Here is a 26,811-nt window from a genome sequence, read left to right as displayed (position 1 = left end):
GAGAGGGAGGAGAGCCCATGACGAGCCTCGAAGAAATCAGCCATCGGCACGATGACAAGGTCAAGACGGAAGCAAGTCGCGTTCCGGCCGGCTCGCCTATTCTCGAACTCAAGGGATTGCAGAAGCGCTATGGCTATGTCGAGGCGCTGAAGCCTGCAACGATAACATTCCTGGCGGGTGAAATCCACGCAATTGTCGGCGAAAACGGCGCCGGGAAATCAACGCTCATAAAACTCCTGACAGGCGTCATCACCAGGACATCAGGCGAGATATTCTGGTGTGGCCATCCGGTCGCCCTTGCCAATCCCAATGAAGCCATCGCGCGCGGCATCAATGCCGTGCATCAGGAGGTCGTCCTCTGCCCGCATCTGACGGTTGCGGCCAATCTCTTTCTCGGTGACGAGGTCAATCGCTTTGGCCTGATGCGCAAGAAGCAGATGGTTGCGATGGCGCAGACGGTGCTGGATGATCTCGGCTTCGGACTGCCGGCCGCCGAACTGCTGAGCTCTCTGACCATTGGCCAGCAGCAGCTGGTCGCAACGGCAAGAGCCGCGATGCGCGGCACACAGTTCCTGATCTTCGACGAGCCGACCGCCTATCTCACGCGCAAGGAATCGGCGCAGCTGTTCAAGCTGATCCGCCGCCTGCAGAGCGAAGGCGTGACGATCGTCTATATCAGCCACCGCATGGAAGAGGTCTTCGAACTGGCCGATCGCGTTTCCGTACTTCGCGACGGCACCCATGTGGGCACGCGCGCGATCGGCGAGACCAATGAGGACGAGCTGATCAAGCTGATGATCAATCGCTCGATCGAACAGATCTACCACAAGGAAGAAATCGCGATCGGCAAGCCCATTCTTGAGACGCGCGGCCTTTCCGGTCCCGGTTTCGAGGATGTCTCGCTGACTGTGCGCGCCGGGGAGATCGTCGGGCTTTACGGGCTGATCGGCGCTGGCCGCAGCGAATTCGCGCTCGGCCTCTATGGCCGTCAGCCGGTCACGGCGGGTGAAATCCATTGGGAGGGGCGCAAGGTCCAGATCCGCAACGAACGGGACGCGATGGACCTCGGCATCGCGCTTGCGCCGGAGAGCCGCCGCGATCAGGGGCTCTGCCTCAATCTGCCGATCGGCCTCAACATCAATTTGCCCGTCTTCGGGCGGCTGAGCCGTGGTCCGATCATCAACAACAAGAGCGAAGCCGCGAATGCCGACAAGCAGATCCGCGATCTCAGCATCAAGACGCCTAGCCGCCGGGTTCTGGTTTCGGCCATGTCCGGCGGCAATCAGCAGAAGGTCGTCATCGGCAAATGGCTGAGCCACGGCGCCAAGCTTTTCATTTTCGACGAGCCGACGGTGGGTGTCGATGTCGGCACCAAGGCGGAAATCTATCGGCTGTTTGCCAAGCTGCTTCGCGAGGGGGCGGGGATCATCGTCATATCCTCCTACCTGCCCGAGGTTTACGAGCTCGCCGATCGCCTGCATGTGTTCCGCCACGGCCAGCTGGTCGCCAGTCATGATTTTCACGCTGCCACGCATGAGGAAGTCCTCGGCGAGGCCATCGGCGTCTGAACGATAAGATCGAAAGAGGGAGAACAAGAATGGCCGCGAACACGACAGAAGGCCCCGCCGTTGCGCCGCGGCGTAAGATGAACATCCTCTTCAGCCTGACGCTGATCCTGCTCCTGATTGCGCTATGGATCGTGCTCGGCTTCTCGACGGACGTGTTCTGGACGCAGCTCAACATCACCAACCTGGCACGTCAGGGGTCGATGACGGCGATCCTTGCGCTGGGGCAGACCTTCGTCATCATTACCGGAGGCATCGATCTTTCCGTCGGCGCCATCGTCGGCTTCTGCACGGTCGTCGTTGCCTGGCTGCTGCAAGCCGGAGTTCCGGTCTGGGCTGCTATCCTCATTACCCTGCTGTTTGGTGTGCTGATCGGAGCTTTCCATGGTTTCGGCATCGTCCGCATGGGGCTGCCACCCTTCATCATTACACTGGCGACGCTGACGTCTTTGCGTGGCATCGGCCTGCTGATCACCAACGGCTCGAGCATCAACATCGTCAATGACGCCTTCACAAACTTCTCGGTTGCCGACTTCCTCGGTATTCCGAGCCTGTTCTGGATGGTGATCGTGGTAGCGGTTCCCGCCGTCGTGTTCCTGCATTTGAGCCGCTGGGGCCGTTATCTTTTCGCTGTTGGCTCCAACCGCGAGGCGGCGCGCCTGTCCGGCGTCAACGTCAACGGCATGATCTATCTCGCCTATATATTGTCTGGAACCTGCGCTGCATTGGTCGGTGTTCTGCTTGCTTCGCGTATCGCCATCGGCAACGCGACGCAGGGTGATGGCTGGGAGCTGCAGGCGATCGCATCGTCTGTCATCGGCGGCACCAGCCTGTTTGGCGCGATCGGCTCCGTCTATGGCCCGCTGATCGGCGCCTTCATCCTGGCAACCATCAACAATGGCGCCAATCTCCTGAACCTGAACTCTTTCTGGCAGCGCATCATCACCGGCGTGCTGATCATCGTCATCGTCTATTTCGACCAGCTGCGCCGCCGGCGCAGCCCGTGATCCGTTTTGCCTTGGCCGGAGAGCATCCGGTCCAAGAACTCAGGCTGGCGAAGGCCTTGCTCTTCGCCAGCTGACGTTTCTGAGCAGATTGCGCAACGGCTTTTCGACCAGTTCATAGGCAAGGATACCGAGGAGCGTTCCGGCTATCGCGCCGATGAAGGCAGCGACATCGGATGGGATCGGCGTGGAAGCTACAAGTTTCGCGATGACGGAGATGGCGAGCGTGTGCCAGAGATAGATCGAATAGGAGCTGTTGCCGAGATAGGTGAGCGGCGGAATTTCCGGCAGCTTGCCGCCACGTTCGATCGAAACCATGCCAAGCACCAGTGCGATTGCGAGCGGACCACAGGTGATCTCGTTGAATTCCAGGCCGAATATCTCAATGGCCGCGAAGCCCGAGAGCGACGCGATGACGAGGGCAAGGCCGAGGCCGGAGCCTGGAATACTTCCGCTCAGCCACAACCGACCGAGAATGGCGCCAGCCACGAATTCCAGAATGATCGGCCTCGTATAGGTGGCGAGCATCGAAGATTGCGGATGGAAGATGGCGCCGGCAATAACGAAGGCGGCAAAGACGCCGATCATGCCGGCAAGACGGAAGCGCCTTGGCAGAAACAGGCTTGCGGCAAACAGGACGTAGAAGAACATCTCGAAATTCAGCGTCCATCCTTGCACCAGCACGGGCCAGATCTCGCCATTGCTCGGCGAGCGGATCGGAATGAACAGCAGCGACCCGAGGATATGACCGGCGGTGAGCCGCATGTTCGGAAACAAGCCGGCAACCGCGCCGCCGATCATGATCGCGGTGACGATCCAGTAGGATGGCGCGATGCGTTGCAGGCGGTCGACGAGAAAGCGCAGCGGCGTCACGGGCCGGCGCTCGCTCATGGTCCACATGATGAAGCCACTGATGACGAAAAAGACGTCGACGCCGGCTGCTCCGATGCGGAAATGGCCGCCGCTGCGCTCGGCCGCGTGAAACAACACGACTGCAAGGGCCGCGAGAGCGCGAAGATATTGTATGCCGTAGAGCGTTTTCATCGGCCGGTCCGGGGCTCCCAATTCGCCGGCGGCGCAAATTCCATCCGGTCATAGGAAACGAGGGGATCGGCCTTTGGCACACGCGCTCGCATGGACAGCTTTCCCGCGGTGAAATAGAACAGGAAAGAGCCGACGTGATACGGGTTCAGAATGTCGATTTCGACGAAGGAACGGATCAGAAGCAGCGTCGCCACCCCGAGCAGCACATAGGATTCATCGTTCCTGTCATCCCTGAGGAAGCGGTTGATATGGCCGACGAACGCCGTCAGCAGTATCGACGCCAGCAGAAAGACACCAACAAGGCCGGTTTCGACTGCCGTCTCGATATAGGTGTTGTGGAAATGGAAGCCCGCGCGTGAGCCGATGAAAAACTCCTCCCATAGGCGCTCTGGCTCGGAAAACCCCTGGACCCAATAGGCTTGGTATCCCACCCCGAAGAAGGGATTGAGCTGCGCGGCCGCAATGCCCTGCTGCCAGAGATAGGTGCGGCCGGTCAGCGTCGAATCCTTGCCGAACAGGCCGAGTATCAGGTCGACGGCGCCCAGATAGACGCCGGCAACCGCCAGGATGACGCCGGAAATGGCGACGGCCGCAAACAGCCTCTTGCGTTGCCGTGGCGACAGAAAAAGAATGACGCGCAGGCTGACGCAGAGCATCACGATCAGCGCGGTCGTCAGCACTGAGGTCGCCGATGCCGAGGCGAGCAGGCAGTAGGCTGACAACAGGCCGGCAATGCCGCCGCCAACCAGCCAGATCCGGCGCTCGCCGAGAACGAAGACGGCAGCAAAGGCGAAATAGATGCCGAGAGAGGCGTAGAAGCCGAGCTGGTTCTTCGAATCGAACGCGCCGACGAAGCTATAGGTGCCATCGATCGGATCGTACGCGTAGTATCCGAAGAGGATCGAATAGAGGAGCACGATCGCCGTGCCGGCAATCGCGCCGCGCGTCAGCGTGCGGATGTCGAGCGTGCGCATGGCAACCAGGGCGCAGAAGATATGCGTCGTATATTGGATCGCCGCGCGCGCCGTCACCGAAGGCACGGCCGACCAGAAGATCGACAGGCAGGTGAAGACGCCGAAAGCATAGAGCCAGAGCTGCTTCTGGTAGCTGCCGAGCGAGCTGCGATAGTCGATCAGGACCAGCGGGAACCACAGGGCATAGTAAAGCAGGATCGAGGCCTGCCCGAAACGCGACGAATAGGCGAAGACGAAGAACGACAGGGCAATCGCCACCGTGCCATAGGTGGTATTGCTGCCTTGACGAACGAAAACCGATTTGGCTATCCGCATCGATTTTCCTTATCGCATGGCAAGACCGGTGCTGACCTTGATCAAGTCACCGGGCAGCACCTGGGTGTTCTCCTGGGCGGGGATTTCCTTCGTCTGGCCGTTGTCGTCGCGAATGATCGTATAGACGATATTCACGCCTTGCCCGCTGGAATCTAGGTTGCTGGCATCAGCCGACTGGGCGACCGCTTCCTGCATGAGGGACTGGCTGGTGGAAAGCTTCAGCTGCAGCGTTTCCAGTTGCGTATCGGTATCCTGCATGTCCTGAGCCAGGGATCCCTGCCAGTCGTTGTGCAAGGTTATCTCGTCCTGGTTGGCCTTGTTGATATCCTGCTTGGCTTTCAGGGACGTCGTCTCGGTATCGAGAAGGGTGGCTTCCAGATCTGAGACGCGCTGCTCGGCCGAAATCCGGCGGGAGGCAAGTTCCAGGCCCCTGTCGGCAAGGCTTTCGACCTTGTCGCGGTCGGCCTTGGCCAGTTCCAGCTGACGGCTCTGCGTATCGGTCTTCTTCGCGAGAGTTTCCACTTCATTTTGCAGAAGCGTCTTCAGATCTTCGAGGGATTTCAGTTGCGTCGTCATACGCTGGCTGCGTGTCTGCATCAGCGCCTTCTCGCTTGCGAGCAAGGCTGTCGTTTGCGGCAATTGCTTGAGTTCCATAGGGACATCGATCTCGTCCTTGCCGGTCAGTTCGGCCAGGAGACGAGCCTTGCGCATCAACAATCGTCCGCGCTCGGCCATATAGACGACGGCATCGCCCTTGGCGTTGATGAAATCGCGCGCAAAACGCTGTCCGGCATCGGCGCGGCGCATGCCGCCACCAAGGCTCACGGCCTTGATCACGGTCAGGTTTGGCGCGAAAGGAAATTCGCCCGGATTCTGAACCTCTCCGGAGAGATAGATCGGCCGGAACTGCGACATCTCGACGGAGGCCGAGGGGCGATCGCGCAGGCCGAACTGCTTCTGCAGGCCGATGCCGATAGCTTCGGCGATCTCATCCGTCGTCTTGCCCGTGGCGGGCAGATCGCCAATGAAAGGGATGGAAACTGAACCGGAAGGGCCGACCGTATAATCGCCCGAGACCACCGACCAGTCGCGGATGGTACCCTCGGCAGTCTGCCATTCGGCGACGCGCACATGCAGCTTGTCCATCACACCCAGATGATAGCCTGGAAGGTTATCGGCCTGTGCGACGCCTGAAATTGCGCAGACGCCGAGGACAAGGAGAGCCGTGTATCGGACTGATGTGTAAACGCGAGCGAGCCTCTTGGAAGGCTGAAATTCAATCATGCAGGATTCTTCCCTGTTACTAGATCGCAGTCCCGCAGACACCGGAAACCGCAGGATGTCTCCCGCGGTCGCTGCTGGTCTTCGTCAATAGCTGCCACGCGACAGGCATACTGCCGGAATGGTCTTGGCGATGATCATCATGTCGCTGCTGAGCGACCAGTTCTTGACGTAATGCGTGTCGAAGGCGACACGGCTGGCATAGGAGACGTCGTTGCGGCCGCTGACCTGCCACAGGCCGGTCAAACCCGGGCGCGACTGCAGATAATAGATCGCCGCGGTCTCGTAGAGTTCGAGCTCGTCTTCCACGACCGGGCGTGGGCCGACGACGCTCATCTCACCGCGGATGATGTTGATCAGCTGCGGCAGTTCGTCGAGGCTGAGCTTGCGAAGCACGGCGCCGACAAGGGTCACGCGGGGGTCGTTCTGCAGTTTGCGTGTGGCGCGCCATTCCTCCATCGCTTTCGGATTGGCGTGCAGATAGGCCTGCAGCACCTTGTCGCCATCGACGACCATGGTGCGGAATTTGAGGCAGCGGAAGCTCTTGCCGCTGTGGCCGACACGGCGATGGCCGTAGAAGGCGGGACCGCGGTCAGAAAGCTTTACCAGTAACATCAGCATCAGGAAGAGAGGGCTGATGAGCAGCAGAGCGGTCATTGCGGCAGAGACGTCGAAAACGCGTTTCAATACTCCACCAGTTGGCGGAAAGACGTCGCTTTCCACGGCGCTGAAAAAAGCCGATGTGGCCGATCTCGTCGCAGACTTCATAGAGAAAGCTCCATTCATGTTGGCGAAATTGGTCGGGAATTCTCGGACGCGTAGTTAGAGCTGTGATGGCAGGAGTGTAGGTGGCGATTTGGACTTTTTAAGCCAAACTTTTGTAGCGATATGATATGACGGTATATAATTACCGCATTTGTGGTGGATTGAATCAAATCAGTGATTTGCTATGTATGAGTTCTACTGTATCAGCATGCGTATAACGGCCATACTGATAGCTCTCCGGCATCGTCGATAATGCTTTTGGACGATGTTATAGGTGCCGAGGGACAAGCTATTCATTATCATCGTCTTCCTTTGCCTCAGGTCACTTTTGATCCGGCGTACGAAAACTTGATTTCGCATTTGCTTTAGTGCGATGCAGCAATATATTGCGCTGCACATACTGCGCAGCCTCAGCGCCCAGACTTTGTAATAAAAGTTGATTGAATTGTTGGGGAATTAGGTCCGCCTCAAGGCCGTTACGCCTCCCGAGGATTGCATGAATTGGGCAGATCATCCTGTGGGTGCAGACAAGAAAACCAACAAATTCAATTGTAATTATAATCGCTGCGTAGTTTTAACGAGCCCGGCGTTAGGGTCGTATCAATTCGTAACGGATCATCGTGACTTGGTTGAATCTCAATGAATCATAAAATATATTTAGGCTTCAGGTCTGATAAGGGAGGAAAGACCTTGATCGCTTTTTTTCTAATGTACGAGCGGGCGAGGTAGCACTATGTATGCGCCGCGCGTTTTCGTGAGCATGCTGGGCACGCTGGTGGTCTTTGCCATCGCGACTTACTTTCTGACGAACTCCCTCTCGACGACCCTGATCGAAACGGCCATTTGCGCCGTCCTCCTGCAGATCGGATATTTCATCGGTGTGCTTTATCTCGTCTGGAAAGAGCGCAAGGCGCTCGATGCTGCGATGAGAGAAGACAAGGCGACCATTCCGATCGGGGAAGACACGAAGGTTGGTGGGTTGCCCGCCCCCAGCCTCAATCGCTCGGAGCCGTTCAATCCCTGACACAATGGTCAGGCGCATCTTTTGACCGCCGACAGGTTGTCGGATTTCAGCCATGTCCTAAGTCTCCGGCAGAACCAGTGGAGACCGACGTGGCTGACAGTGCGGAAAAGAGCGTCTGCGTAATCATCGCGGCAAAGAATGCCAGCGACACCATCGGGCTTGCCATAGCCTCGGCCCTTCGGGAGCCTGAGGTCGCCGAAGTGGTTGTCATCGACGATGGGTCGAATGATGGTACTGCGGCGGTTGCCGCGAAAGCGGATGACGGCAGCGGTCGGCTGCTGATCCACGAATTCGAGAAAAATCGCGGTCCTGCGGCCGCACGCAATCACGCCATCGAGATCTCCAAGGCCCCATTGATCGGCATTCTCGATGCCGACGATTTCTTTTTCCCCGGACGTTTCAGCTCGCTGCTTGCCCGCGATGATTGGGATTTTGTCGCCGACAATATTGCATTCGTCACTGCCGATACTGTTCCCGACGCCCATGCAAGGCTCGATCATTTCGATGCCAGGCCGCGCTTTCTTAATCTCGTTGCCTTCGTGGAGGGCAATATTTCCAAACGCGGCGTCCGTCGCGGCGAGATTGGTTTCCTGAAGCCTCTGATGCGCCGCTCCTTCCTGGATGCACATGGCTTGCGCTACAATGAGGCGCTGCGGCTGGGTGAGGACTATGATCTCTATGTGCGGGCTCTGGCCAAGGCAGCGCGCTACAAGATCATCCATAGCTGCGGTTACGGCGCCGTGGTGCGCGGCAATTCCCTGAGCGGCAGCCATAGAACCGAGGATTTGCGCCGGCTTTACGAGGCAGACCGGGCGATCTTGGCAAAGGGCGGCCTTTCGCCGGCAGATGCCGCGATGATCCGCCGCCATGAGCGGCATATTCGCGACCGCTACGAGCTGAGGCATTTTCTCGACGTCAAATCGCAGTCGGGCATGGCTGCGGCTGCCACCTATGCCCTTCGCCATCCCCTTGCCGTTCCGGCCATAGTAGGTGGAATACTTGCCGATAAAACCGAACGCTTCCGCAGGGGAGGCGCGCCAATCGCGCATTCCGGAGCGAACGGCCTGCGTTATCTTCTGCAGGCCGCTCCGGAGTAGGTTTCGCCGGGTCTAAAGGTAATCGCGGCGCACGCCTTCGATCACGTTCAGCAGGCGCTCCTTGCAAGCGGCAAGCGCGCCATCCTTGCTCAGTTGCGGCTTTGCCTTGCTCGCCTGCCAGAGAGCGAGCGCCGAAGGCATGGCAAGCGCCTGCTTCGCCATCACTCGAAGCGGGGTCTGCTGAGGATCGGCAAGCAGCACGGTTTCGCCGTGTCGCTGCTTTTCCAGTTCTGCGGCGGCCTGCTGATTGCGCTCAAAACCAAGGCCCCAGAAGCGGGCGCCCTTGGCGATCGCCTCGGCGCGGGTGGAAACCGGAATGTGCTTCGGTGCATAGGTGACCCCGAGCGATTGCGCCCAGTCGTTCCATTTGAAGCTGTTGATGGAGCGCGACGAGCTGACGGCAATCCACGGCACGCGGAAAGCATCGGCAAGGATCGCGCCGTGCATGGATTCGGCAACGATGAGCTCGGATGTCGCGAGCTCACGGATGACGGCCTTGGCCTCGCCGCGAGGATCGAGGTAGGAAAGACCGACCGTCTTGCAGATTTCGGGCCAAAGGCCGGCTGCTGCCGACTCCCAATGGGGAATGAAGGTGCGCCTGCCCGATTTCGGCAGGTTCTGAAACTCCGGCATCTCGGTAACGAGTACGGCCGGATCGACGATGCCCATTTCGACGGGCAGCCCGACTTTCTGTGCCGTCAGCGGACCACGCACGCAGCGGACGTCCCATTTCGATTTGTCGCTCGTATCGGGAAGCGAGCCGTAGCCGAAACCGCTGCCGATGACGAGTTTATGGCCCTCGGCCGGCAATATCTCCGTATTGAGGACGGTTCCGACGCCGACCAGCAATGTCTCTTCGTGAGCATTGCGAAGGCCGGGAAGCAGGAAATCCCAGAGCCAGAGATTGAGGTCGTCACCGAAATTGCCATGGGTGGATTCCCAGTGGAACGGCTTCATGCAGGACTCCTTGCTGATCCAGGTGATAGCGGGGCACGCCGTGGCTCTTCGATGTGGCATGCGCAGCCAATGCTGCGCTGCAAAATCTAGGGCGCTAGTTTGCCCACGGCAAGGCGCATGGCACTTTGTAAAATTGCCGGGTCGCGCAGGGCCCATTTGGCCAGCAACCCGAATTGCGGCATTTGCCGCTGTTTCACCTGTCGCGCCTGGCTCCAGAGCGCCTGGCGGCGGGCACGATTCTTGTACTGCCTGATAGCGGCGACATCCTGCGGCCGGCGTGAAAATCTCTGTTCCAGCGTATTCAGCGCCGTCCAGGTGTTGAATTGCTGACGCAGGAATTGCGGGGAGTCATTGTCGATGCTGTGAAAGATATTGACGCCTTCGCCGCGCAACGCACCGGTGTTTTCACACAGGATGACCCGCTTGGCCGCGAGGATGCAGTCGCAGAAAAACAGGATGTCTTCGGCAGCCAGTCGCAATGTCGGTTCGAAGCGAATTTTCTCGAAGAGCGGCCGGCCGATCACCATGCAGGACATGTGAAGAAAGCTCCAGTCCTGCAGCATGACGCTGGCGATATCGGGGATCTCGATGACCGAAGGTTTCTCCGAAAGCCGAACGTTTCCGGGCGATTTGCCGAGTTCGGCGATACCGAAATGATAGGAAAACTCATCGCCTCCCTCGATGGAATCCCAGTAGCAATCGGCGTCGTGGCGCGTCAGTGCTTCGAATGCATTGCCGAGATGATCCGGCGCCCATTCATCGTCGGAGTCGAGAAATGCCACGAACCTGGTTCCGGCCGGCACATTATCGAGGCCGGTGTTGCGCGCACCGCCCGGACCGCCATTCACCTGACGGATCACCTTGATGCGTGCCCGTTGTTCGCTGCTCAGCGACTGTAGCTCATTGTCTGCCGGAAGCGGCGATGCATCATCGACGATGAGGACATCGAAGTCCTGAAACGTCTGCTGAGAGATCGATCTCAAAGCGCGCTGCAGAACGCCTGTCTGCTTCTGATAGAACGGAATAACAATCGTGATTGACGCCATCTTCCCGCCTTTACGGTTTTAAATCCAGGAGCTTGCGGCCTCATCCGCTGGGGACGCAACCATCGGCTTTCAGCAACATCCACAACGGTTTCGGGGGTCGTTTGACCGCTGGTGGATGCTGCCGTGACGCCAACAGGTAGCGTCGATTTGATGCGGAGCAATGTCAGAGGCAGCGTTTTATCGAAGATTGTCAATGAAGGGCTTGCCTGTCTGCCGCGATCGATCAATCCTTGCCGTCATGGGCGATGCGCCGTTCGAGCGCCTTTGAAACCGCTCGCAGGTTGGATCTCTTGCCCGAGAGTTTCTCGATCGCGGCGACGACAACGTCGGCCGCCACGTAGTCCGATTTATGCCCGAGATTATGGATGACGATCAGTGTCGAGCCGCCGATATCGCGGGCGAGGTGCCGCGCATGAATGTCTGTGGAAACGGTGTTGTCCGCATCGCCCGCGATGATAACAGTCGGTGCCTTGATCTTGCGATAGCGAGGCGAGGCACCTTTCGCCCAATCGCTCAGGGCGGCAATTTCCCGGGCATTGTGTTGAAAAGCATCCGGCCGAAGAGCCTGTAGTGCCCTGGTCGCCTTGATGTACCCGGCGGGGCGTTGATTGGGGGCAAAAACGGCTTTCGTTGCGCTGTCGATCGTGAGGACTCCGATAGGGGGCACGATGAGCGCGCTGAAGAGCAGACCGGTCAGCGGTGGTCGGGCAGCGCCATAGTACCAGGCGATGCCGCCTGGCCAGGGATAGACAACTGGCGACAGGAAAACGAGGCCCGCAACCTTATCCGGATGACGAAGGGCAAAGGCGGCGACGACAGCGCCGCCGAAGGAATGCCCGACCATAATCGCCCTGCCGATGCCACGAGCTTTCATCAGGCGCGCGATCGCGTCCGCCTGGGCATCGGGCAGGATAGTCTCCGCACCGCCCGCATCGGAACCGCCATGACCCGGACGATCAACGAAAAGCAATCTGGCTCTGCCCTCAAGCTTGCTGCGGAAAGATAGAAGCGGATCGTAAAGACTGGTGCTCGCGCCGTGAATGAAGACGATCGGCGGCAGGTCCGGTGCCGCACCAGCCTCGATCAGGATGCTGTTCAGTTTGAAGCCACCGACATCGATACGTTGCTGCTGCCCGGCCAAAGTCTCCGCGTTGCCGGCATTGGCCAGTGTTGCGAATGAAAAGAATAGCCAGAAGACGGCAGCGGCCGTCGGAAAGGGAAAGGTGGACATTACGCCTCGAATTCACGTCTCGGGATCTCTCTGATGGACATACGAGCAGGATCGGAATTCGGTTTCACGGGCGGCAGCTGAATACGGCAAGCCCTGGTCATCGACAGGCATATGGATCTTGCAGCCATAGGGGGAGCGCTGCAGCAAGGCTTTCCCATCAAGATTGCAACACTGTCGCATTTTGGTCATGCTTCGCCTCTCAAATTCTGCTGCGCTGCAAAAAATCTTCACCTTCCGTCAAAAAAATCGAGGCGGGGCGAACGCCTCGTCTGAAGCCGTCGCTAAAATATCGGAAGATGCTTAAATGCTTCTGCCTGCAGATGTTTTTTGGCGTTTAAATCGGTTGTTTCACGTTTGAGACGGCATCAGACGACGTCTTTTGCCCGTCATGAAATATTGGTTTCCGCTCATTTTTGCTGCGCTGCCATATTCCCTTTCCCACCAGCGCCCTAGGTTATCGTCTGCGAGCTTTGATCTGCTCTCATTGAAACGGCCGCGTGGGGGATGCGGCCCGAAGAAGGGGTGACAGACATCGTGAATGTGACTGCCAACGTGTCTTCGCGGATAAATCTCATGCGTATCGTGCTCATATCCGGCATTATCTTTGTCCATATACCGTTCGATACGCATAGTAGCCCGTTCAACGGTGCTTATGGTCTTTTCGACTGGCTGCGAGTGTTTCTGCGCGACAGCCTGTTTCGGGTCGGTGTGCCCTGCTTGAGTGCAATTTCCGGCTATCTGTTGTTTCGCAATGGACCAGCATCGCTGAATTATGGAAAGACGATCGCTCGAAAGACAAAGACGGTCATGCTCCCGTTCTTTCTATGGAACTGTGCTTTCTTTGCCTTCGTCTTTGCTCTTCAGTACTATGGCATCGGCGATGGTTATCTTCCTGATCTGTCGGAATCCAGTCCAAGAACATTGTCGACGCTTCTTTTTGCAATAGATGGTGCGCCGATTAATCTTCCGCTTTATTTCCTGCGCGATCTATTCGTTTGTATCCTTCTGTCACCTGTTCTTGCGTTTCTCATTCGGCGCGCTCCGTTGCCGACGCTGTTGTTTCTTCTTCTGCTTGCGGCGTGGCCGATATCGATCGGTATTGTTCTGCGAAACTCTATCCTGTTCAGCTTCAGCTTCGGCATTTATCTGGGCATATACCGTGTCGATGTTACGATGATGGACCGCTATGCTGCCTTGATTGCTCCTGCTTTTATTGCGCTTGCTGCCATTCTCGCGACGGTTGCCTATATGGCGGGGCCTGGCCTGCCATTGTGGCTTGAAGTCAGCCGCAATCTGATGATCCTTGTTGGCATACCCGGTTTTTGGGCACTCTCGGCAATCCTGATCAGAAGCCGCGTCGGGCAGGGATTGGCCGGAACCGGCGGATTGAGCTTCTGGATCTTCTGCACCCATTATCCCCTGCTGTTCTGTCTCTGGGTCCTCTGGAACCGCAGCGGCAGTGAGCACTATCCCATTTTCTATCTCCTGGCGGCGGCAAGCACCCTGCTTCTGCTGCCCTTGAGCAATGGCATGGCGCGTCACGCCCTGCCGTCTTTCTACAACCTGCTGACCGGCAGCCGGGCTCGGCCACAGGCCGAACTCCTTGCTACCGGGAACCGTACCGCCGATGACCGGCGCGTGCGCTCCGAGCAAAGGTGATGCTATGATGACATCGACAAGCAAAGCGCAAAAACTGGGTCTCGTTTCCCTCGCTCTTCTGGGCGCCTGCTTCATTCCGCAGGTTGCTTCGGCACAGGATGATCAACCGACCGGCGGATCTTTCGTTGACAATTTCCAGCGTCTGGACACCAGCCGCTGGTATGTTTCCGATGGCTGGAACAACGGGCCGCATCAGAATTGCACCTGGTCGCGAAAGCAGGTCAGCATCGAGGATGGCACGCTCCAGCTAAAGCTTACCGAGGGCAAGACCGGTCAGCGGAACTATGCCTGCGGCGAAATCCAGACCACCCAGCGTTACGGTTACGGCACCTATGAGGCGCGTTATCGCACCGCGACCGGCTCGGGCCTGAATTCGGCCTTCTTCACCTATATCGGCCCGACCGACAAAAAGCCGCATGACGAGATCGATTTCGAAGTGCTTGGCAAGAATGCCGGCCAGGTGCAGGTCAACCAATATATCTCGGCCAAGGGTGGCAACGAGAAATTGGCTCCGGTCGCCGGTGGTGCGGACCAGGGCTTTAACGACTACGCCTTCGTCTGGGAGAAGGACCGTCTGCGCTATTATGTGAACGGCAAGCTCGTTCAGGAGGTCACCGATCCTTCCAAGATACCGAGCAATGCTCAGAAGATCTTTTTCAGCCTTTGGGGCACGGACACGCTGAGCGGCTGGATGGGCAAGTTTGCCTATACCGGCGAGCCTGCGACCATGCAGATCAAGCGCGTCGCCTTCACCAAAGCCGGAGAGAAGTGCCTCTTTCCGGAATCGATCACCTGCAAACTCGACTGAGCCAGGCCGGTTGCCCAGGGGATGGGCGACCGGACGTAATGCCATGATGCAACACCAGCCACACCATGCCTCCGGTTTCGGCCGGTCGCGAAAGCGGAAATCTTGATGCTGCATATTCTTTATTTCGTCCACGATCTCGCCGATCCTGCCGTGCGCAGGCGGGTGCTGATGCTTCAGGCCGGTGGGGCACTGGTGACGCTGGCAGGCTTCCGGCGTGACGACAACGTGCTTGCTGCCATCAATGGCGTCGAGCCGATTGAGCTCGGCAGGACGAAAGACGCTCAATTTGCGCAGCGTGTGACTGCGGTCGCGAAATCGGCGTTGAAATTGCGGAATGCCCTGCGCTCGGTGGCGCGACCGGATGTCATTATCGGTCGCAACCTCGAAATGCTGGCCCTTGCCAATCGTGCCAGATCCGTTTTCGGCGGCGACATGCCCGTCGTTTACGAATGCCTGGATATCCACCGGCTGCTGCTTGGCGACGGGATGCTGGGGGGAGCGCTTCGCAGCGCCGAGCGCCATTTCGGCGCACAGGCTGCATTGCTCATCACCAGCTCGCCGGCCTTTGTCGAACGTTATTTCCGGCCGCGTTCCGGCCTGCATCTGCCGATCATGCTGCTCGAGAACAAGGTTCTGGCGATCGAGGCCGCAACAACAAATAACATCGTCTCGGCGGCGCGGCCGCCGATTGCCGGCAAGCCATGGAAGATCGGCTGGTTCGGCGCGTTGCGCTGCCGCAAGTCTCTGGCTTTGCTGGATGACTTCTCACGACGGATGGAGGGCCGCTTCGAAATCGTCCTGCGTGGCCGGCCGGCCCGCTCGGAATTCGACGATTTCGACAGCTTCGTGCGCGATGCGCCCTTCATGCAGTTCGCAGGCGCCTACAAGAACCCGGAGGATCTCTCCGCGATCTATGGCGAAGTCCAGTTCTCCTGGGCCATCGACTTCTTCGAAGAGGGGCTGAATTCCAGCTGGCTGCTGCCGAACCGCCTTTACGAGGGTGGGCTTTATGGCGCCGTGCCGATTGCCATGGATGGCACCGAGACGGGACGGTTTCTTGCTTCCCGAAAAATCGGCCTCGCGCTCGACAAGGCCGACGCCTCGCATCTCGTCGCCCTTTTCGACGGTATGGACGAGCAGTGCTATCTCGCGGCCTTCGACGCCGTGGCGGCGCAGGATCGCAAGCAATGGATGATCGATCGTGCCGACTGCCAGGGGCTGGTGCAGCGGCTGGCCGCCCTCACGCGTGCCAACGAGCAGATCGCTGAAATACAGGCCCTCCCACAACTGCATCGCAATAGAGGTGGATTGCAATGATGACTGGAAGCTCAAGGGATATGCGTTGCGTAATCGTTATTCCTTGCCTCAACGAGGAAAAGCACATCGAGCCGCTGATCGGCAAACTGGGGCAGGCGCTTGATGACCTCGATGCGCGGATCGTGGTTGCCGATGGCGGCAGCACCGACCGCACGCGCGAGATCGTCAGGGAGATCACGGCCAACGATCCGCGTGTTCTTCTGATCGACAATCCGAAGCGCTTGCAGAGCGCGGCAATCAACCTTGCGATCGAAACCTTCGGTGACGGATATGATTATTTCATCCGCATCGACGCCCATGGCGATTATCCGGACGATTACTGCCAGACGCTGGTTCGGGAGGCCGACGTGACCGGAGCGGATTCCGTCGTCGTCGCCATGCGCACCATGGGCTTCAGCGCCTTTCAGAAGGCAACGGCAGTTGCGCAGAATTCCAAGCTCGGCAATGGCGGCTCCAAGCATCGCGAGGGCGCCAAGGGGCATTGGGCCGAGCATGGCCATCATGCGCTGATGCGTGTCGCGGCCTTCCGCTCCGTCGGCGGTTATGACGAGACCTTCAGCCACAACGAGGATGCCGAGCTCGATTACCGGCTGCACAAGGCCGGCTTCCGCATCTGGCTGACCGACAAGACCGCGATGACCTACTACCCGCGCTCCAGCGTCCCGACGCTGTTCCGGCAATATCTCGGCTATGGCCGCGGCCGCGCCCGCAATATTCTCAAGCATCGCAGCATGCCGAGCGTGCGTCAGATGCTGCCGCTTGCCGTCGTGCCGATCTTCATCGGTGCTTTTCTGGCGATCCTCAACTGGATCGCAGTCATTCCGCTCAGCCTCTGGGCTGTCGCCTGCATCGCCTATGGCTTCTGGATCGCGGTCGGCCAAAAGAACCCCTATGGCCCGCTCGCGGCCATTTCCGCCATGGTCATGCATTTTGCCTGGTCTATGGGTTTTTGGATGGAGGTCCTGAGCTTTCGGAACCGAAGGGTGGCTTCATGACGCAAACCCTCCGCCGTCCGATCAGGATTGATATTGCCGTCTGCACCTATCGTCGCGCCGAGCTGGATCAGACGCTGCTGTCGCTCGCGGTGCTGACCATCCCCGCCGGCGTCATCGTGCGCATCATCGTTGCCGACAATGATGTGACGCCGAGCGCCCGCGATCGCGTCGATGCCATGCGCGCTGCCGTTCCGTTCGAGATCGCCTATGTGCATTGCCCGGCAGCGAATATCTCGATCGCCCGCAACGCCTGCCTGGACAATGCGGCCGGTGATTTCGTCGCCTTTATCGATGACGATGAGACGGCCTCGGAGGATTGGCTGGCGGAATTGCTCGTCATGGCGGATACGACCGGTGCCGATGCCGTTCTTGGCCCCGTAAAGGCTATCTATGGAAATACCGCGCCCACCTGGATGCAGCGTGGCGATTTCCATTCGACCCTGCCTGTCCGCGTCGCGGGTGAGATCCTCACGGGTTATACCTGCAACGTCCTGCTGCGTCGCAGCGCGCCCTCGCTTGTCGGACGTCGCTTCAATATTGCGCTCGGTCGCACCGGCGGCGAGGACACCGAGTTCTTTACTCATATGCACAATGCGGGCGGCCGGATCGCCTTTGCTGAAGACGCGCTGGTTCAAGAACCTGTGCCGGAGAAGCGCGCCACGGTTTCCTGGCTTGCCAAGCGCCGGTTCCGCATGGGCCAGACGCACGGCCGCATGTTGCTGGAGGCGGCAGCAGGCTCGCGGCACTGGCGCGCGATCGCCCTTGCCGGCACGAAGTCCGCCTATTGCTTTGTCGCCGCCGTACTGCTCGTCGCCTCTCCGATCAAGCGGCATCGCTACGGTTTGCGCGGCATCATGCATGCCGGCGTCGTCAGCGGGCTCTTCGGGGTTCGCGAAATCGAGCAATACGGAACTATGGAGAAGGCACCGCAATGACGGATTTCATCCCCGATGTCAGCTTCGTCATCGCTGCCTATAATGCCGAGGAGACGCTCGCGCGTGCCATCGACAGTGCGCTCGCCCAGGGCGCCGTCAGCATGGAGGTGATCGTCGTCGACGATTGCTCGACCGACAGCACGCGAGATATCGCCGGCAATCATCCCGATCCGCGTGTCCGTCTCGTCGCCCTGGCGCGCAATGGCGGCCCGGGTGCTGCCCGCAACGCCGGTCTCGATGCGGCCCGTGGCCGCTGGGTGGCGGTGCTCGATTCCGACGACGCTTTGCGCCCGGATCGCATGGCGCGGCTGATTGCCCGGGCGGAAAAGGCCGAGGCCCAGATCGCGGTCGATAATCTCGACGTCATTCGTGAAGATGTCGGAACGATCGTTCCGATGTTTCCCGAGGCGTTGCTCACCCGCCTGCCGGTGCTGACGCTGGCGAAATTCATCGCCTCGAACATGATTTTCCGTTCCGAGCACAATTTCGGCTACATGAAGCCGGTCTTCGAACGCGAGTTCCTGGCAAAGCATCGCCTGCGTTTCGATGAGCGGCTACGGATCGGCGAGGATTATATTTTCCTGGCCTCCGCACTTGCCAGAGGCGGCGTCTGCGTCGTCGAGCCGATGGTCGGTTATCTCTATTACATTCGCGAGGGATCGATATCGCGCGTTCTCAAAAGAGAACATGTCGAGGCCATGCTGGCCGCCGACGCCAGGTTCTTTGCCGAACATCCCTTCGGTGCCGCCGCGCTTGCCGCACAACGGCGGCGAACGCGCAATCTGAAAGAGGTCAAAGCCTTCCTGATGCTGGTCGCGAGCATCAAGGAGCGCGAACTGCCGAGCACCCTCAAGATTGCACTCCTCAATCCGCGTGCGATGCGTCATCTGAGCATGCCCGTTGCCGCGCGACTGCGCCGTCTTGCCGCGTCCCTGCGCGGCGGCCGCCAGCAGACACCCGCCTCTCAACTCTCCTCGCCCCTGCCCAATATGGGCGCAGGCCCTCACTCTAACAAAGGATGATAGAGCCATGGACCCCAAGCACCGTGTGAGAAAAGCAGTCATTCCGGTTGCCGGCAACGGAACCCGGTTCCTGCCCGCGACAAAGGCAATGCCGAAGGAGATGCTGACGATCGTCGATCGTCCAGTCGTGCAATATGCCGTCGACGAGGCGATCGAAGCCGGCATCGAGCACATCGTCTTCGTCACCAGCCGCAACAAGTCGGCGATCGAAGATCACTTCGACGATACGCCCGAATTGATTTCCTCGCTGCGGCTGGCCGGCAAGAGCCATCAGGTCAGCGAGCTGGAACGCCTCCTGCCGCGGCCGGGCTCCGTCAGCTTTACCCGTCAGCAGGCGCCGCTTGGCCTCGGCCATGCCGTCTGGTGCGCCCGTGACCTGATCGGCAACGAACCTTTCGCGCTGCTGCTGCCGGATATGCTCTGCTATGGCATGCGCGGCTGCATGGCCGGCCTGATGGACCTATACAACGAAGTCGGCGGCAATATCGTAGCCGTTGAGGAATGCGCCCCCGAAGAGACGTCCAAATACGGCATCATCGGCAAGGGCTCGGCGGTGCGTCACGGCTTCGCCGTGACCAAGATGGTCGAGAAGCCACATCCCTCGGAAGCGCCTTCAAACTTTTACCTCAATGGTCGTTATATCCTCCAGCCTGAGATCTTCGATATTCTGGCCCGCCAGGAGCGCGGCGCCGGCAATGAAATCCAGCTGACCGACGGCATGCTGCGCCTCTCCGAGACGCAATCCTTCCATGCCCAGGTCTATAACGGACGCACATTCGACTGCGGGTCCAAACACGGCTTCATCGAAGCGAACGTCGCCTTTGCGCTCGCTCGCTCCGATATCGGCGGCCTGGTTTATGACTCGATCCGCAACCTGGTCGTCTCGCACGAAGCGCAGATGACCGCTGCTTAAGCCTGTTCACGTTCTGGCCCGCGGCCGTCGAGGCCGCGGGTCACAGCTTATTATCCATTCAGGCTTCTCCGACTAAGGTGGTCGCCATGCATCAGAAAAACTTTACTTTCCACAGCGCTCACTCCCAGGCTGAGCAGCATGACGGCTTCATCGATCTCGATCGGCTGATGGCGATCGTGACGCGCCGCATCCGCACCATCATCTTCGCAGTGGCTGCCTTTGTCATACTGGCCGTGGCCTATCTGCTGACCGCCACGCCGAGCTACACGTCGATGACGCAGATCCTGCTCGACGAGAGCATGACGAAATATGCGGAGAGCCAGCCGCCGGTCGCCAGCAGCCAGCAGGCGGACATGGAGATCGCCAGCGCCGTCGAAATCCTGAAATCGAACGAGATGGCCTTGCGCGTCGTCGATACCGCGGGGCTTGCCGACAACAATACGCTGCTCAATCCACCACAGTCGCCGGCCGCTCTGCTCAAGTCGGGCGCGGGACTGATTGCCAGTATCTTCAAGGTGGGGCGTACGCCCATGACCCCGGAAGAGATGCGCGAAGCGCAGCGCCAGAAGGTCGCTGCCGTGCTGCAGGATGGTCTTAAGGTAGAACGCGTGACACGAAGCTCGGTTGTCGCCGTCTCCTTCAGTTCGACCGACCGGCTATTGGCCGCCAAGGTAACGAGCGCCTATGCCGAGGCCTACCTGACCGACCAGCTGAACGCCAATTTCGACGCGACGGAACGCGCCTCCGTCTGGTTGCAGGAGCGCTTGAACGATCTGCGCCAGCGTGCGCAGGAAGCCTCGCTCGAAGTCGAGAAATACAAGGCCGACAATGGCCTGACCTCGACCGGTGGCGAGTTGATGTCGGAGCAGCAGATTTCCGATCTCAACAAACAGTTGATCATCGCCCAGGCCGATACCGCCAGCGCGGCGGCACGCTACAATCAGTACAAGTCGATCATCGACCAGGGTCCCGACAACGCCGTCAAGAATGCGACCATCTCCTCCAGCCAGACCGATACCTCGGTCCTGCAGGACCTGAAGACACGTTATCTTGCCGTCGAGAAGCGCGAGCAGGATGTTACGCAGAATTTCGGCGCCAACCATCCGCAAGCCATCGCGCTCAAGGCCGAGCGGCAGGACATTACCCGGCAGATCTATCAGGTTCTTCAGCAGCTGACCGCCAGCTACAAGAACGAGCTTGAGGTCGCGCAGTCCCGCTCCGCCTCACTTCGCGAGAGCATCGAGGGCGTCGTCGGCAAGAATTCGGAAGCCAACAAGTCTCTGGTGCATCTGAATGAGCTGAATCAGAAGGCGACAGCGCTGAAGACGCTCTATGAATCCTATCTCGGCCGCTTCGAAGAGGCGACGCAGCAGCGATCCTTCCCGATCGCCAAGGCACGCGTCATTTCGGTTGCCGGCGTGCCGACATCGCCGTCGAGCCCGAAGAAGACGCTTGTCCTGGCGCTCTCGGTGATCCTGGGGCTGATGGCCGGTTGCGGTGTCGCCGCATTCCAGGAATTCCGCGACCGCTTCTTCCGCGTCGAAGCGGATGTGCGCTCCGCGCTCGGATTGAAGTTCCTCGGCTATCTGCCGCTGCTTGGCCAGCAGGGCAACGGCAAGAAGAAGCGCGGCAAGATCAACGTCGGTCAGGAGCCGGTAACCGCCGAGGAGGCGGAGCATGGCGTCACCTTCGAACGGATGATGCGCATCTCCGTCGAGGCGCCGCGCTCGATCTTCGCCGAGACATTGAGAAACGCCAAGCTTGCCAGCGACGTCATGCTGCAAGGTCGCACCGATCGTGTGATCGGCGTCGTCTCGGCGCTGCCGGGCGAAGGCAAGTCGACGACGGCGGCCAATTTTGCCGCCCTCCTGGCCAGCAGCGGCAAGCGTACGCTGCTGATCGACGCCGACTTGCGCAATCCGGGCCTGAGCCGCACGCTGAAATCACCGCCGCAGGCCGGGTTGATCGAGGCCGTGCTCGGCGAAGTGCCGTGGACGAATGCCGTGAAGGTCGATCCGCGCACCAAGCTTGCCATCCTGCCGGTCGTCGTGCGTGATCATCTCCTGCACACCAGCGAGCTGCTGTCGTCGCAAGGCATGCATCATCTCATGGAAAATGCACGCAAGATGTTCGATTATATCGTTGTCGATCTGGCACCGCTGGGGCCTGTCATCGATGCCAAGGCTTTCGCGCCGCAGGTCGATGCCTTCCTGCTCGTGACGGAATGGGGTGCCACGCCGACCAAGCTGGTGCGTGACGTTCTGGAGCAGGAGCCCCACATCAACTCGCGCATCCTCGGCGTCATCCTCAACAAGACCGACATGTCGGAACTGCCGCGCTATAGCGATTTCGGCGGAACCGAACGCTACCGTCAGAAGTATGTGAGCTACTACACCGAAGCGCAGCCGCGCGCGCAGGTGGATGCGTAGTTATCCTAAGCCCCGCCTGCCTTGAGGCGGGTTCTGGCCAGGGCATGTTCACGCCAGATCGTGAATATGCCCGCCGCCACCACGATTATCGCGCCTGCGATCATCGTGGCGCTCAGGCTTTCGCCGAATATGGCAACGCCGATGATGGCGGAGAAGACGAGCTGCAGATAGGTCAGCGGCTGGATCACCACCGCGTCCAGCAGATCGTAGGCGCGGATCAGGAAATAGTGGCTCGAGATGCCCGTCAGGCAAAGTATGCCCATGAAAGCCCAGTCCTGCGGCGCCAATGTCGTCCAGAAAAACGGGCCGATGCAGCTCATCACGATGCCGCCGACGACGCCTGTGTAGAAGAAGCTGGTCTTGGCGCTGTCCTCACGGCTGACATATCGGGTGAGGACCACGTAAAGCGAGAAGAGCAGCGCACCGGCAAGCGGCATCAGGAAACGTGTCTCGAAGAGGCCGCTTTCAGGCTTCAGGATCAGCAGGACACCGACGAAGCCGACGCAGATTGCCAGCCATCGCCGCCAGCCGACCTTCTCGCCGAGGATGGGTATGGACAGCATGGCGACTATCAACGGCCCGGACGACAGGATCGCTTGCGAACGGGCCAGGCCGACCATGACGAAGGACGAAATAACGACGACGATCTGCGCTGCAAGCAACAGGCCGCGCGCGATTTGCAGCACAGGCCGCCTGGTCCTGACGGCCGTGCGAAGACCACCCGGCGAGCGCGAGGCCAATGCGATGGCAAAGAGCATGAAGGCCCAATAACGGATCATCGCCACCAGAAGCGGCGGATAGGCGCTGACCAGATGTTTCGAGATGCCGTCCTGTATGGCGAATATGCTGATCGCCAACAGCGTGAAGACATAACCGGCTGTGTTGGATTTCATTGCGTTTCGAAGAAGATGTGCGGACCCCGGAGACGCCGGTCGCCCGACGCAGCGTTCACACTAGGTCATTCGCTTTCGCAATCATAGGGCTTTGCCTTCGTCTTTTGCCCATGCACTGCGGGCAGGATCAGCTCTTTTTGCGATCCGCGACAAAAGCGGTGAACCCTTCGATGAATTTGGCGAGGTTCTGCTTCACCTTGTCGTCTACGATCCCGCCTTCGGCGTCGAAGACGCTGCCGGCGCGCGATACCATCAGCCGGCCGCCGAACCATGGATCGGCGCCGAGCGTGCGCAGCACCGTTAGCCAGGCGTTCTGGCTGAGGATGGTGCCGAAGTTGCCGGGAGAGGCGCCGAGAACAGCAATCGGTTTCGCCCCAAAAACAAGGGCGATATCGTTGGAAGGCCGGCTCATCCAGTCGATGGCGTTCTTGAACACGCCCGGGAGCGAGTTGTTATACTCCGGTGTAAACAGAATCAGCCCATCCGCCGATATCGCGAGGTCCTTGAGTTCCTGCACCTTCTCGGGGATGCCTTCTGCGGCTTCAAGATCGGCGTCGTAAAGCGGTACGCCGTGAATGGTGCGCGCGACGAGATCGACGCCGCTCGGCGCCAGTTCGACGGCGGCATGAAGCAGGGCCGTGTTGAAGGAGCCTTTGCGAAGGCTGCCTGATATGCCGAGAATCTTCATCGCATCCCCCTGTGTCCGTTTAAGCGAGACATTTATCGTTCGGGGCCGTTCGTCAAGGGTTGGCGGCGATCTTGCCTTGCTTCATGCCGCAAGCAGGGACTTCAGCTTGATGCCGCTTGCCTCCAAGGCACCGGGATCAGGATGCGCGTGAGCGGCGATCAGCATTTCTGCGAGACGGATATCGCGCGCGACGGCATTGCCGCGGCCAATGCCGCTCGCGGCAAGAAGCCGACCGCTTTCGTCGAGATGAAAGAGAATGAATGCGCCATCGCCAAGATCGCGGCGGATATGCGTGGTTGCGCCCTCGGCGAGCCCGGCGATCTGCAATGTCAGGTCATACTGGTCGGACCAGAACCATGGCACGGCGGAGATTTCCGCGCCTTCTCCCAGCATGTTGGCGGCGGCCAGGTTTGCCTGCTCCTGCGCATTACGCCAGGATTCGAGCCGAACGCGTCGTCCGCCATAGAGCGCCAGCGGGAAGGAGCAGCAATCGCCGGCGGCATAGATATCAGATACCGAGGTCTCCAGTCGTTCGTTGATGGCGATACCATTGTCGATCGTCAGCCCGGCTGCCTCAGCAAGCCCGATATTCGGCGAGGCGCCGATGCCGACGAGCAGCAGGTCGGCAGGGATCATTTCACCATTGGCCAGCCCTATGATGACCTTGTCCGTCTCTTCTCGCACGCTCCGGATCGTTTCGCCGCAACGAACATCCACGCCCTCCAGTCGGTGGCGTTCTGTAATCGCCTGAGCGATTTCCTCCGGCACGCCGCGCTTCAGCACGCGCGGCAGACCTTCGATGACCGTAACGTCGGCACCCCGCATGCGCGCTGTTGCCGCCAGCTCGAGCCCAATGAAGCCACCGCCGATAATGGCGATGTGCCGCCCCGGGTGAAGAGCGGCATGCAAAGCCACCGCATCCGCGTGGGTCCGCAGCACGCGGATACGGTCGGAAGTGCCATCAGCGCCGGGCAAGCCGCGCGCGGTGGCTCCGGTTGCGAGCAAAAGCTTGTCGTAGCCAAGCATGTGTCCGTCTGAGAGCCTGATTGCTTTTGCGACGGGATCGATCGCTGTCACCGTCGTATCGAGCCGGAGGTCGATCGATTGCTCCTGGTAACGCTCCGATGCCGCGACGAATTTAGGGTCAGGTGCCTGACCCGATCCGTCTTTCGAAAGCGGCGGGCGTTCGTATGGGGCGATGGCCTCGGCACCGATCAGGGTGACGTCGCCGTCAAAGCCTTTTTCTCTGAGAGCGAAGGCCGCGCGAGCACCGCATTCTCCGGCCCCGACGATGACGAAATGCGCCACGATTGCCTCCTCAGAGTCCGATGAAAACGGTGCCGTCTTCGACCTTGACCGGATAGGTCTGCAGGTTGACGCAGACCGGCGCGCCCTTGGCCTCGCCGGTCCTATAGTCGAAGCGGCCATTGTGCTTAGGACATTCGATGATGTTGTCCATGACCAGACCATCGGCAAGATGGATCTTTTCATGGGTGCACAGGCCGTCGGTGGCGAAATAGTCGTCCTCGGGGCTGCGATAGACGGCAAAGGTTCGCCCGTCATGGTCGAAGCGGATGACATCCTCTTCATCGATCTCGCCTGTGGCGCAGACTTCGATCCAGTTGTTGCTCATGTTTTCCTCCCTTGGAATGCCGTTATTATTGGGCTGCTGCCGGTAGTTCACTGTGGAATTCCTCGCGATAAGGCCGTGCCGTCGGAGGCAGTTCACGCTTCAGGAAGTAGTCCTCATTGCGTAGCTGCCGCAGGAAGGCCGGGATCATCTCGCGGTAGCCGGACCACATGGATGGGTTGGCGGCTGGCAGATCATGCTTGATCATCGCGTGCAGCTTCGGCAGGGCGTGATACGGTACCATGGGGAACATGTGATGTTCGACATGATAGTTCATGTTCCAATAGATGAAGCGGCTTACCGGGTTCATCATGACGCTGCGGCTGTTCAGCCTGTGGTCGACGACGTTGTCGGCAAGGCCGCCGTGTTGCAGCAGGCCCGTCAGAACATGATGCCAGGCGCCGTAAAGCCGGGGCAGGCCGATCAGCATCAGCGGCAGGATCGAGCCCATGGCAATCGCCGCCGCAATGGTCACGACATAGATGGCGAGCCAGATGCGGGCGATGCGGATGGCCTTTGGCTGCTCCATCTCGGGAATGAAGGTCTTGTCGGCGGCGCTGACGACGCCGGCTGAATTGCTTAGCATGTCGACCATTGCATACCAGGCATCGAGGATGCCGAAGAAATTCAGGACAAGGCGGAGGAGGTCCGGCGGGCGCATGACGGCAATCTCCGGATCGCGGCCGACGATGACCGTATCGGTGTGGTGGCGGGCATGGCTCCAGCGCCATGTCACCGGATTACGCATGATCATGAAACAGGCGATCTGATAGACCACATCGTTCATCCAGCGGGTCTTGAACGCCGTGCCGTGGCCGCATTCGTGCCAGCGGCTATCCGAAGCGGAGCCATAAAGCACGCCATAGGCCAGAAAAAACGGGATGCAGATCCATGAGCCCCAGAAATAGATGCCGAGGGCTGCAAACAGAACCATGCTGCCGAGCCAGATGATGGTGTCGCGGATCGCCGGTGCGTCGGAACGTTGCATCAGCGCCTTCATGTCCTTGCGCGGGATATCCGTGTGATACCATTCGGCGGCGGCAAGTCCGGTTTCCACCGCCCTTTTGCTGCTGGCGCCAAGCAGGCTGTAGTCCCGTTTGATTATCTCAGTCATCGCCATCTCCCGCGGCACGCAACAGCACGCCGCCCTCATGTCGAAAACGATAGATCGAGTTTTCGCTTGCCTCAATGAGGGAATGATGGAATCTATCAAAACCTA

Annotated in this window: 24 protein-coding genes; 12 read left to right on the top strand and 12 right to left on the bottom strand. The window is 59.5% G+C overall.

Annotation, left to right across the window (positions count from 1 at the left end; all coding sequences use genetic code 11):
- Positions 1-17 precede the first annotated feature (17 nt).
- Together A6U86_RS22445 and A6U86_RS22440 are read left to right on the top strand one after the other, a co-directional pair.
- Positions 18-1,568, top strand: coding sequence for a sugar ABC transporter ATP-binding protein (locus tag A6U86_RS22445; protein WP_068395384.1), 1,551 nt, complete (start codon positions 18-20; stop codon positions 1,566-1,568).
- Between the two features lie 29 nt (positions 1,569-1,597).
- The gene (locus A6U86_RS22440; protein WP_068395382.1) at positions 1,598-2,572 is read left to right on the top strand and encodes an ABC transporter permease; all 975 of its coding nucleotides are present in this window, start codon (positions 1,598-1,600) and stop codon (positions 2,570-2,572) included.
- Positions 2,573-2,611: 39 nt separating this feature from the next.
- Here the strand turns inward: A6U86_RS22440 and A6U86_RS22435 are convergent, their stop codons facing one another.
- From A6U86_RS22435 to A6U86_RS22420, 4 genes are all read right to left on the bottom strand, one after another.
- The gene (locus tag A6U86_RS22435; protein WP_068395380.1) at positions 2,612-3,613 is read right to left on the bottom strand and encodes an acyltransferase; all 1,002 of its coding nucleotides are present in this window, start codon (positions 3,611-3,613) and stop codon (positions 2,612-2,614) included.
- Positions 3,610-4,902: an O-antigen ligase gene (locus A6U86_RS22430; RefSeq protein ID WP_068395378.1), complete on the bottom strand. Its 1,293-nt coding sequence runs from the start codon at positions 4,900-4,902 to the stop codon at positions 3,610-3,612. The genes A6U86_RS22435 and A6U86_RS22430 overlap by 4 nt, the downstream gene beginning before the upstream one ends.
- A 9-nt stretch (positions 4,903-4,911) precedes the next feature.
- A complete protein-coding gene (locus A6U86_RS22425; RefSeq protein ID WP_068395376.1) occupies positions 4,912-6,186 on the bottom strand; it encodes a polysaccharide biosynthesis/export family protein in 1,275 nt (424 codons plus the stop codon).
- An 84-nt stretch (positions 6,187-6,270) separates the two neighbouring features.
- On the bottom strand, positions 6,271-6,951 hold the full coding sequence (locus A6U86_RS22420; protein WP_068395374.1) for a sugar transferase: 681 nt from the start codon (positions 6,949-6,951) through the stop codon (positions 6,271-6,273).
- Between the two features lie 730 nt (positions 6,952-7,681).
- Between A6U86_RS22420 and A6U86_RS22415 the strand changes: the two genes are divergently transcribed.
- Entirely contained in the window at positions 7,682-7,972 is a 291-nt protein-coding gene (locus A6U86_RS22415) for an exopolysaccharide production repressor protein (protein WP_068395372.1), read from the top strand.
- 89 nt (positions 7,973-8,061) lie between these two features.
- Positions 8,062-9,069: a glycosyltransferase family 2 protein gene (locus A6U86_RS22410; protein WP_068396024.1), complete on the top strand. Its 1,008-nt coding sequence runs from the start codon at positions 8,062-8,064 to the stop codon at positions 9,067-9,069.
- Between the two features lie 12 nt (positions 9,070-9,081).
- On the opposite strand, the gene A6U86_RS22405 is transcribed toward A6U86_RS22410, so the two are convergent.
- From A6U86_RS22405 to A6U86_RS22395, 3 genes are all read right to left on the bottom strand, one after another.
- Entirely contained in the window at positions 9,082-10,026 is a 945-nt protein-coding gene (locus A6U86_RS22405) for a polysaccharide pyruvyl transferase family protein (RefSeq protein ID WP_068395370.1), read from the bottom strand.
- A gap of 86 nt (positions 10,027-10,112) precedes the next feature.
- A complete protein-coding gene (locus A6U86_RS22400) occupies positions 10,113-11,072 on the bottom strand; it encodes a glycosyltransferase family 2 protein (protein WP_068395368.1) in 960 nt (319 codons plus the stop codon).
- Between the two features lie 223 nt (positions 11,073-11,295).
- Complete coding sequence (locus A6U86_RS22395; RefSeq protein WP_083196942.1) at positions 11,296-12,303, bottom strand: alpha/beta fold hydrolase; 1,008 nt, start codon at positions 12,301-12,303, stop codon at positions 11,296-11,298.
- Between the two features lie 573 nt (positions 12,304-12,876).
- Here A6U86_RS22395 and A6U86_RS22390 point away from each other — a divergent pair.
- The 8 genes from A6U86_RS22390 to A6U86_RS22355 all read left to right on the top strand — a co-directional run bounded on the left by A6U86_RS22390 (position 12,877) and on the right by A6U86_RS22355 (position 22,381).
- Positions 12,877-13,962 carry an acyltransferase gene (locus A6U86_RS22390; protein WP_068396018.1) on the top strand — a complete coding sequence of 362 codons (1,086 nt, stop codon included), beginning with the start codon at positions 12,877-12,879 and terminating at the stop codon, positions 13,960-13,962.
- 4 nt (positions 13,963-13,966) lie between these two features.
- Positions 13,967-14,770 (top strand): glycoside hydrolase family 16 protein, encoded by an 804-nt coding sequence (locus tag A6U86_RS22385; RefSeq protein WP_068395367.1) that lies wholly within the window; start codon positions 13,967-13,969, stop codon positions 14,768-14,770.
- Positions 14,771-14,875: 105 nt separating this feature from the next.
- Positions 14,876-16,087, top strand: a complete 1,212-nt coding sequence (locus tag A6U86_RS22380) for a glycosyl transferase family 1 (protein ID WP_068395365.1) — start codon at positions 14,876-14,878, stop codon at positions 16,085-16,087.
- Complete coding sequence (locus tag A6U86_RS22375) at positions 16,084-17,082, top strand: glycosyltransferase family 2 protein (protein ID WP_083196941.1); 999 nt, start codon at positions 16,084-16,086, stop codon at positions 17,080-17,082. The genes A6U86_RS22380 and A6U86_RS22375 overlap by 4 nt, the downstream gene beginning before the upstream one ends.
- Positions 17,079-18,017 carry a glycosyltransferase family 2 protein gene (locus A6U86_RS22370; RefSeq protein WP_068395361.1) on the top strand — a complete coding sequence of 313 codons (939 nt, stop codon included), beginning with the start codon at positions 17,079-17,081 and terminating at the stop codon, positions 18,015-18,017. Before A6U86_RS22375 ends, A6U86_RS22370 begins: the two co-directional genes overlap by 4 nt.
- The gene (locus tag A6U86_RS22365) at positions 18,014-19,039 is read left to right on the top strand and encodes a glycosyltransferase family 2 protein (RefSeq protein WP_068395359.1); all 1,026 of its coding nucleotides are present in this window, start codon (positions 18,014-18,016) and stop codon (positions 19,037-19,039) included. Before A6U86_RS22370 ends, A6U86_RS22365 begins: the two co-directional genes overlap by 4 nt.
- Positions 19,040-19,046: 7 nt before the next feature.
- Complete coding sequence (locus tag A6U86_RS22360) at positions 19,047-19,952, top strand: UTP--glucose-1-phosphate uridylyltransferase (RefSeq protein WP_068395358.1); 906 nt, start codon at positions 19,047-19,049, stop codon at positions 19,950-19,952.
- Between the two features lie 86 nt (positions 19,953-20,038).
- Entirely contained in the window at positions 20,039-22,381 is a 2,343-nt protein-coding gene (locus A6U86_RS22355; protein WP_068395356.1) for a polysaccharide biosynthesis tyrosine autokinase, read from the top strand.
- A 5-nt stretch (positions 22,382-22,386) separates the two neighbouring features.
- On the opposite strand, the gene A6U86_RS22350 is transcribed toward A6U86_RS22355, so the two are convergent.
- The 5 genes from A6U86_RS22350 to A6U86_RS22330 form a co-directional block, all read right to left on the bottom strand.
- Positions 22,387-23,274 carry a DMT family transporter gene (locus A6U86_RS22350; RefSeq protein ID WP_068395354.1) on the bottom strand — a complete coding sequence of 296 codons (888 nt, stop codon included), beginning with the start codon at positions 23,272-23,274 and terminating at the stop codon, positions 22,387-22,389.
- Positions 23,275-23,401: 127 nt separating this feature from the next.
- Complete coding sequence (locus tag A6U86_RS22345; protein WP_068395352.1) at positions 23,402-23,962, bottom strand: NADPH-dependent FMN reductase; 561 nt, start codon at positions 23,960-23,962, stop codon at positions 23,402-23,404.
- An 81-nt stretch (positions 23,963-24,043) separates the two neighbouring features.
- Positions 24,044-25,270: an NAD(P)/FAD-dependent oxidoreductase gene (locus A6U86_RS22340; protein ID WP_068395350.1), complete on the bottom strand. Its 1,227-nt coding sequence runs from the start codon at positions 25,268-25,270 to the stop codon at positions 24,044-24,046.
- 10 nt (positions 25,271-25,280) lie between these two features.
- A complete protein-coding gene (locus tag A6U86_RS22335; protein ID WP_068395348.1) occupies positions 25,281-25,595 on the bottom strand; it encodes a MocE family 2Fe-2S type ferredoxin in 315 nt (104 codons plus the stop codon).
- 25 nt (positions 25,596-25,620) lie between these two features.
- A complete protein-coding gene (locus A6U86_RS22330; protein ID WP_068396015.1) occupies positions 25,621-26,706 on the bottom strand; it encodes a fatty acid desaturase family protein in 1,086 nt (361 codons plus the stop codon).
- Positions 26,707-26,811: the final 105 nt, after the last annotated feature.

The organism is Rhizobium sp. AC27/96 (assembly GCF_001692325.1).
GTDB lineage: Bacteria > Pseudomonadota > Alphaproteobacteria > Rhizobiales > Rhizobiaceae > Rhizobium.
This window is presented reverse-complemented; position numbering and strand designations above follow the sequence as displayed.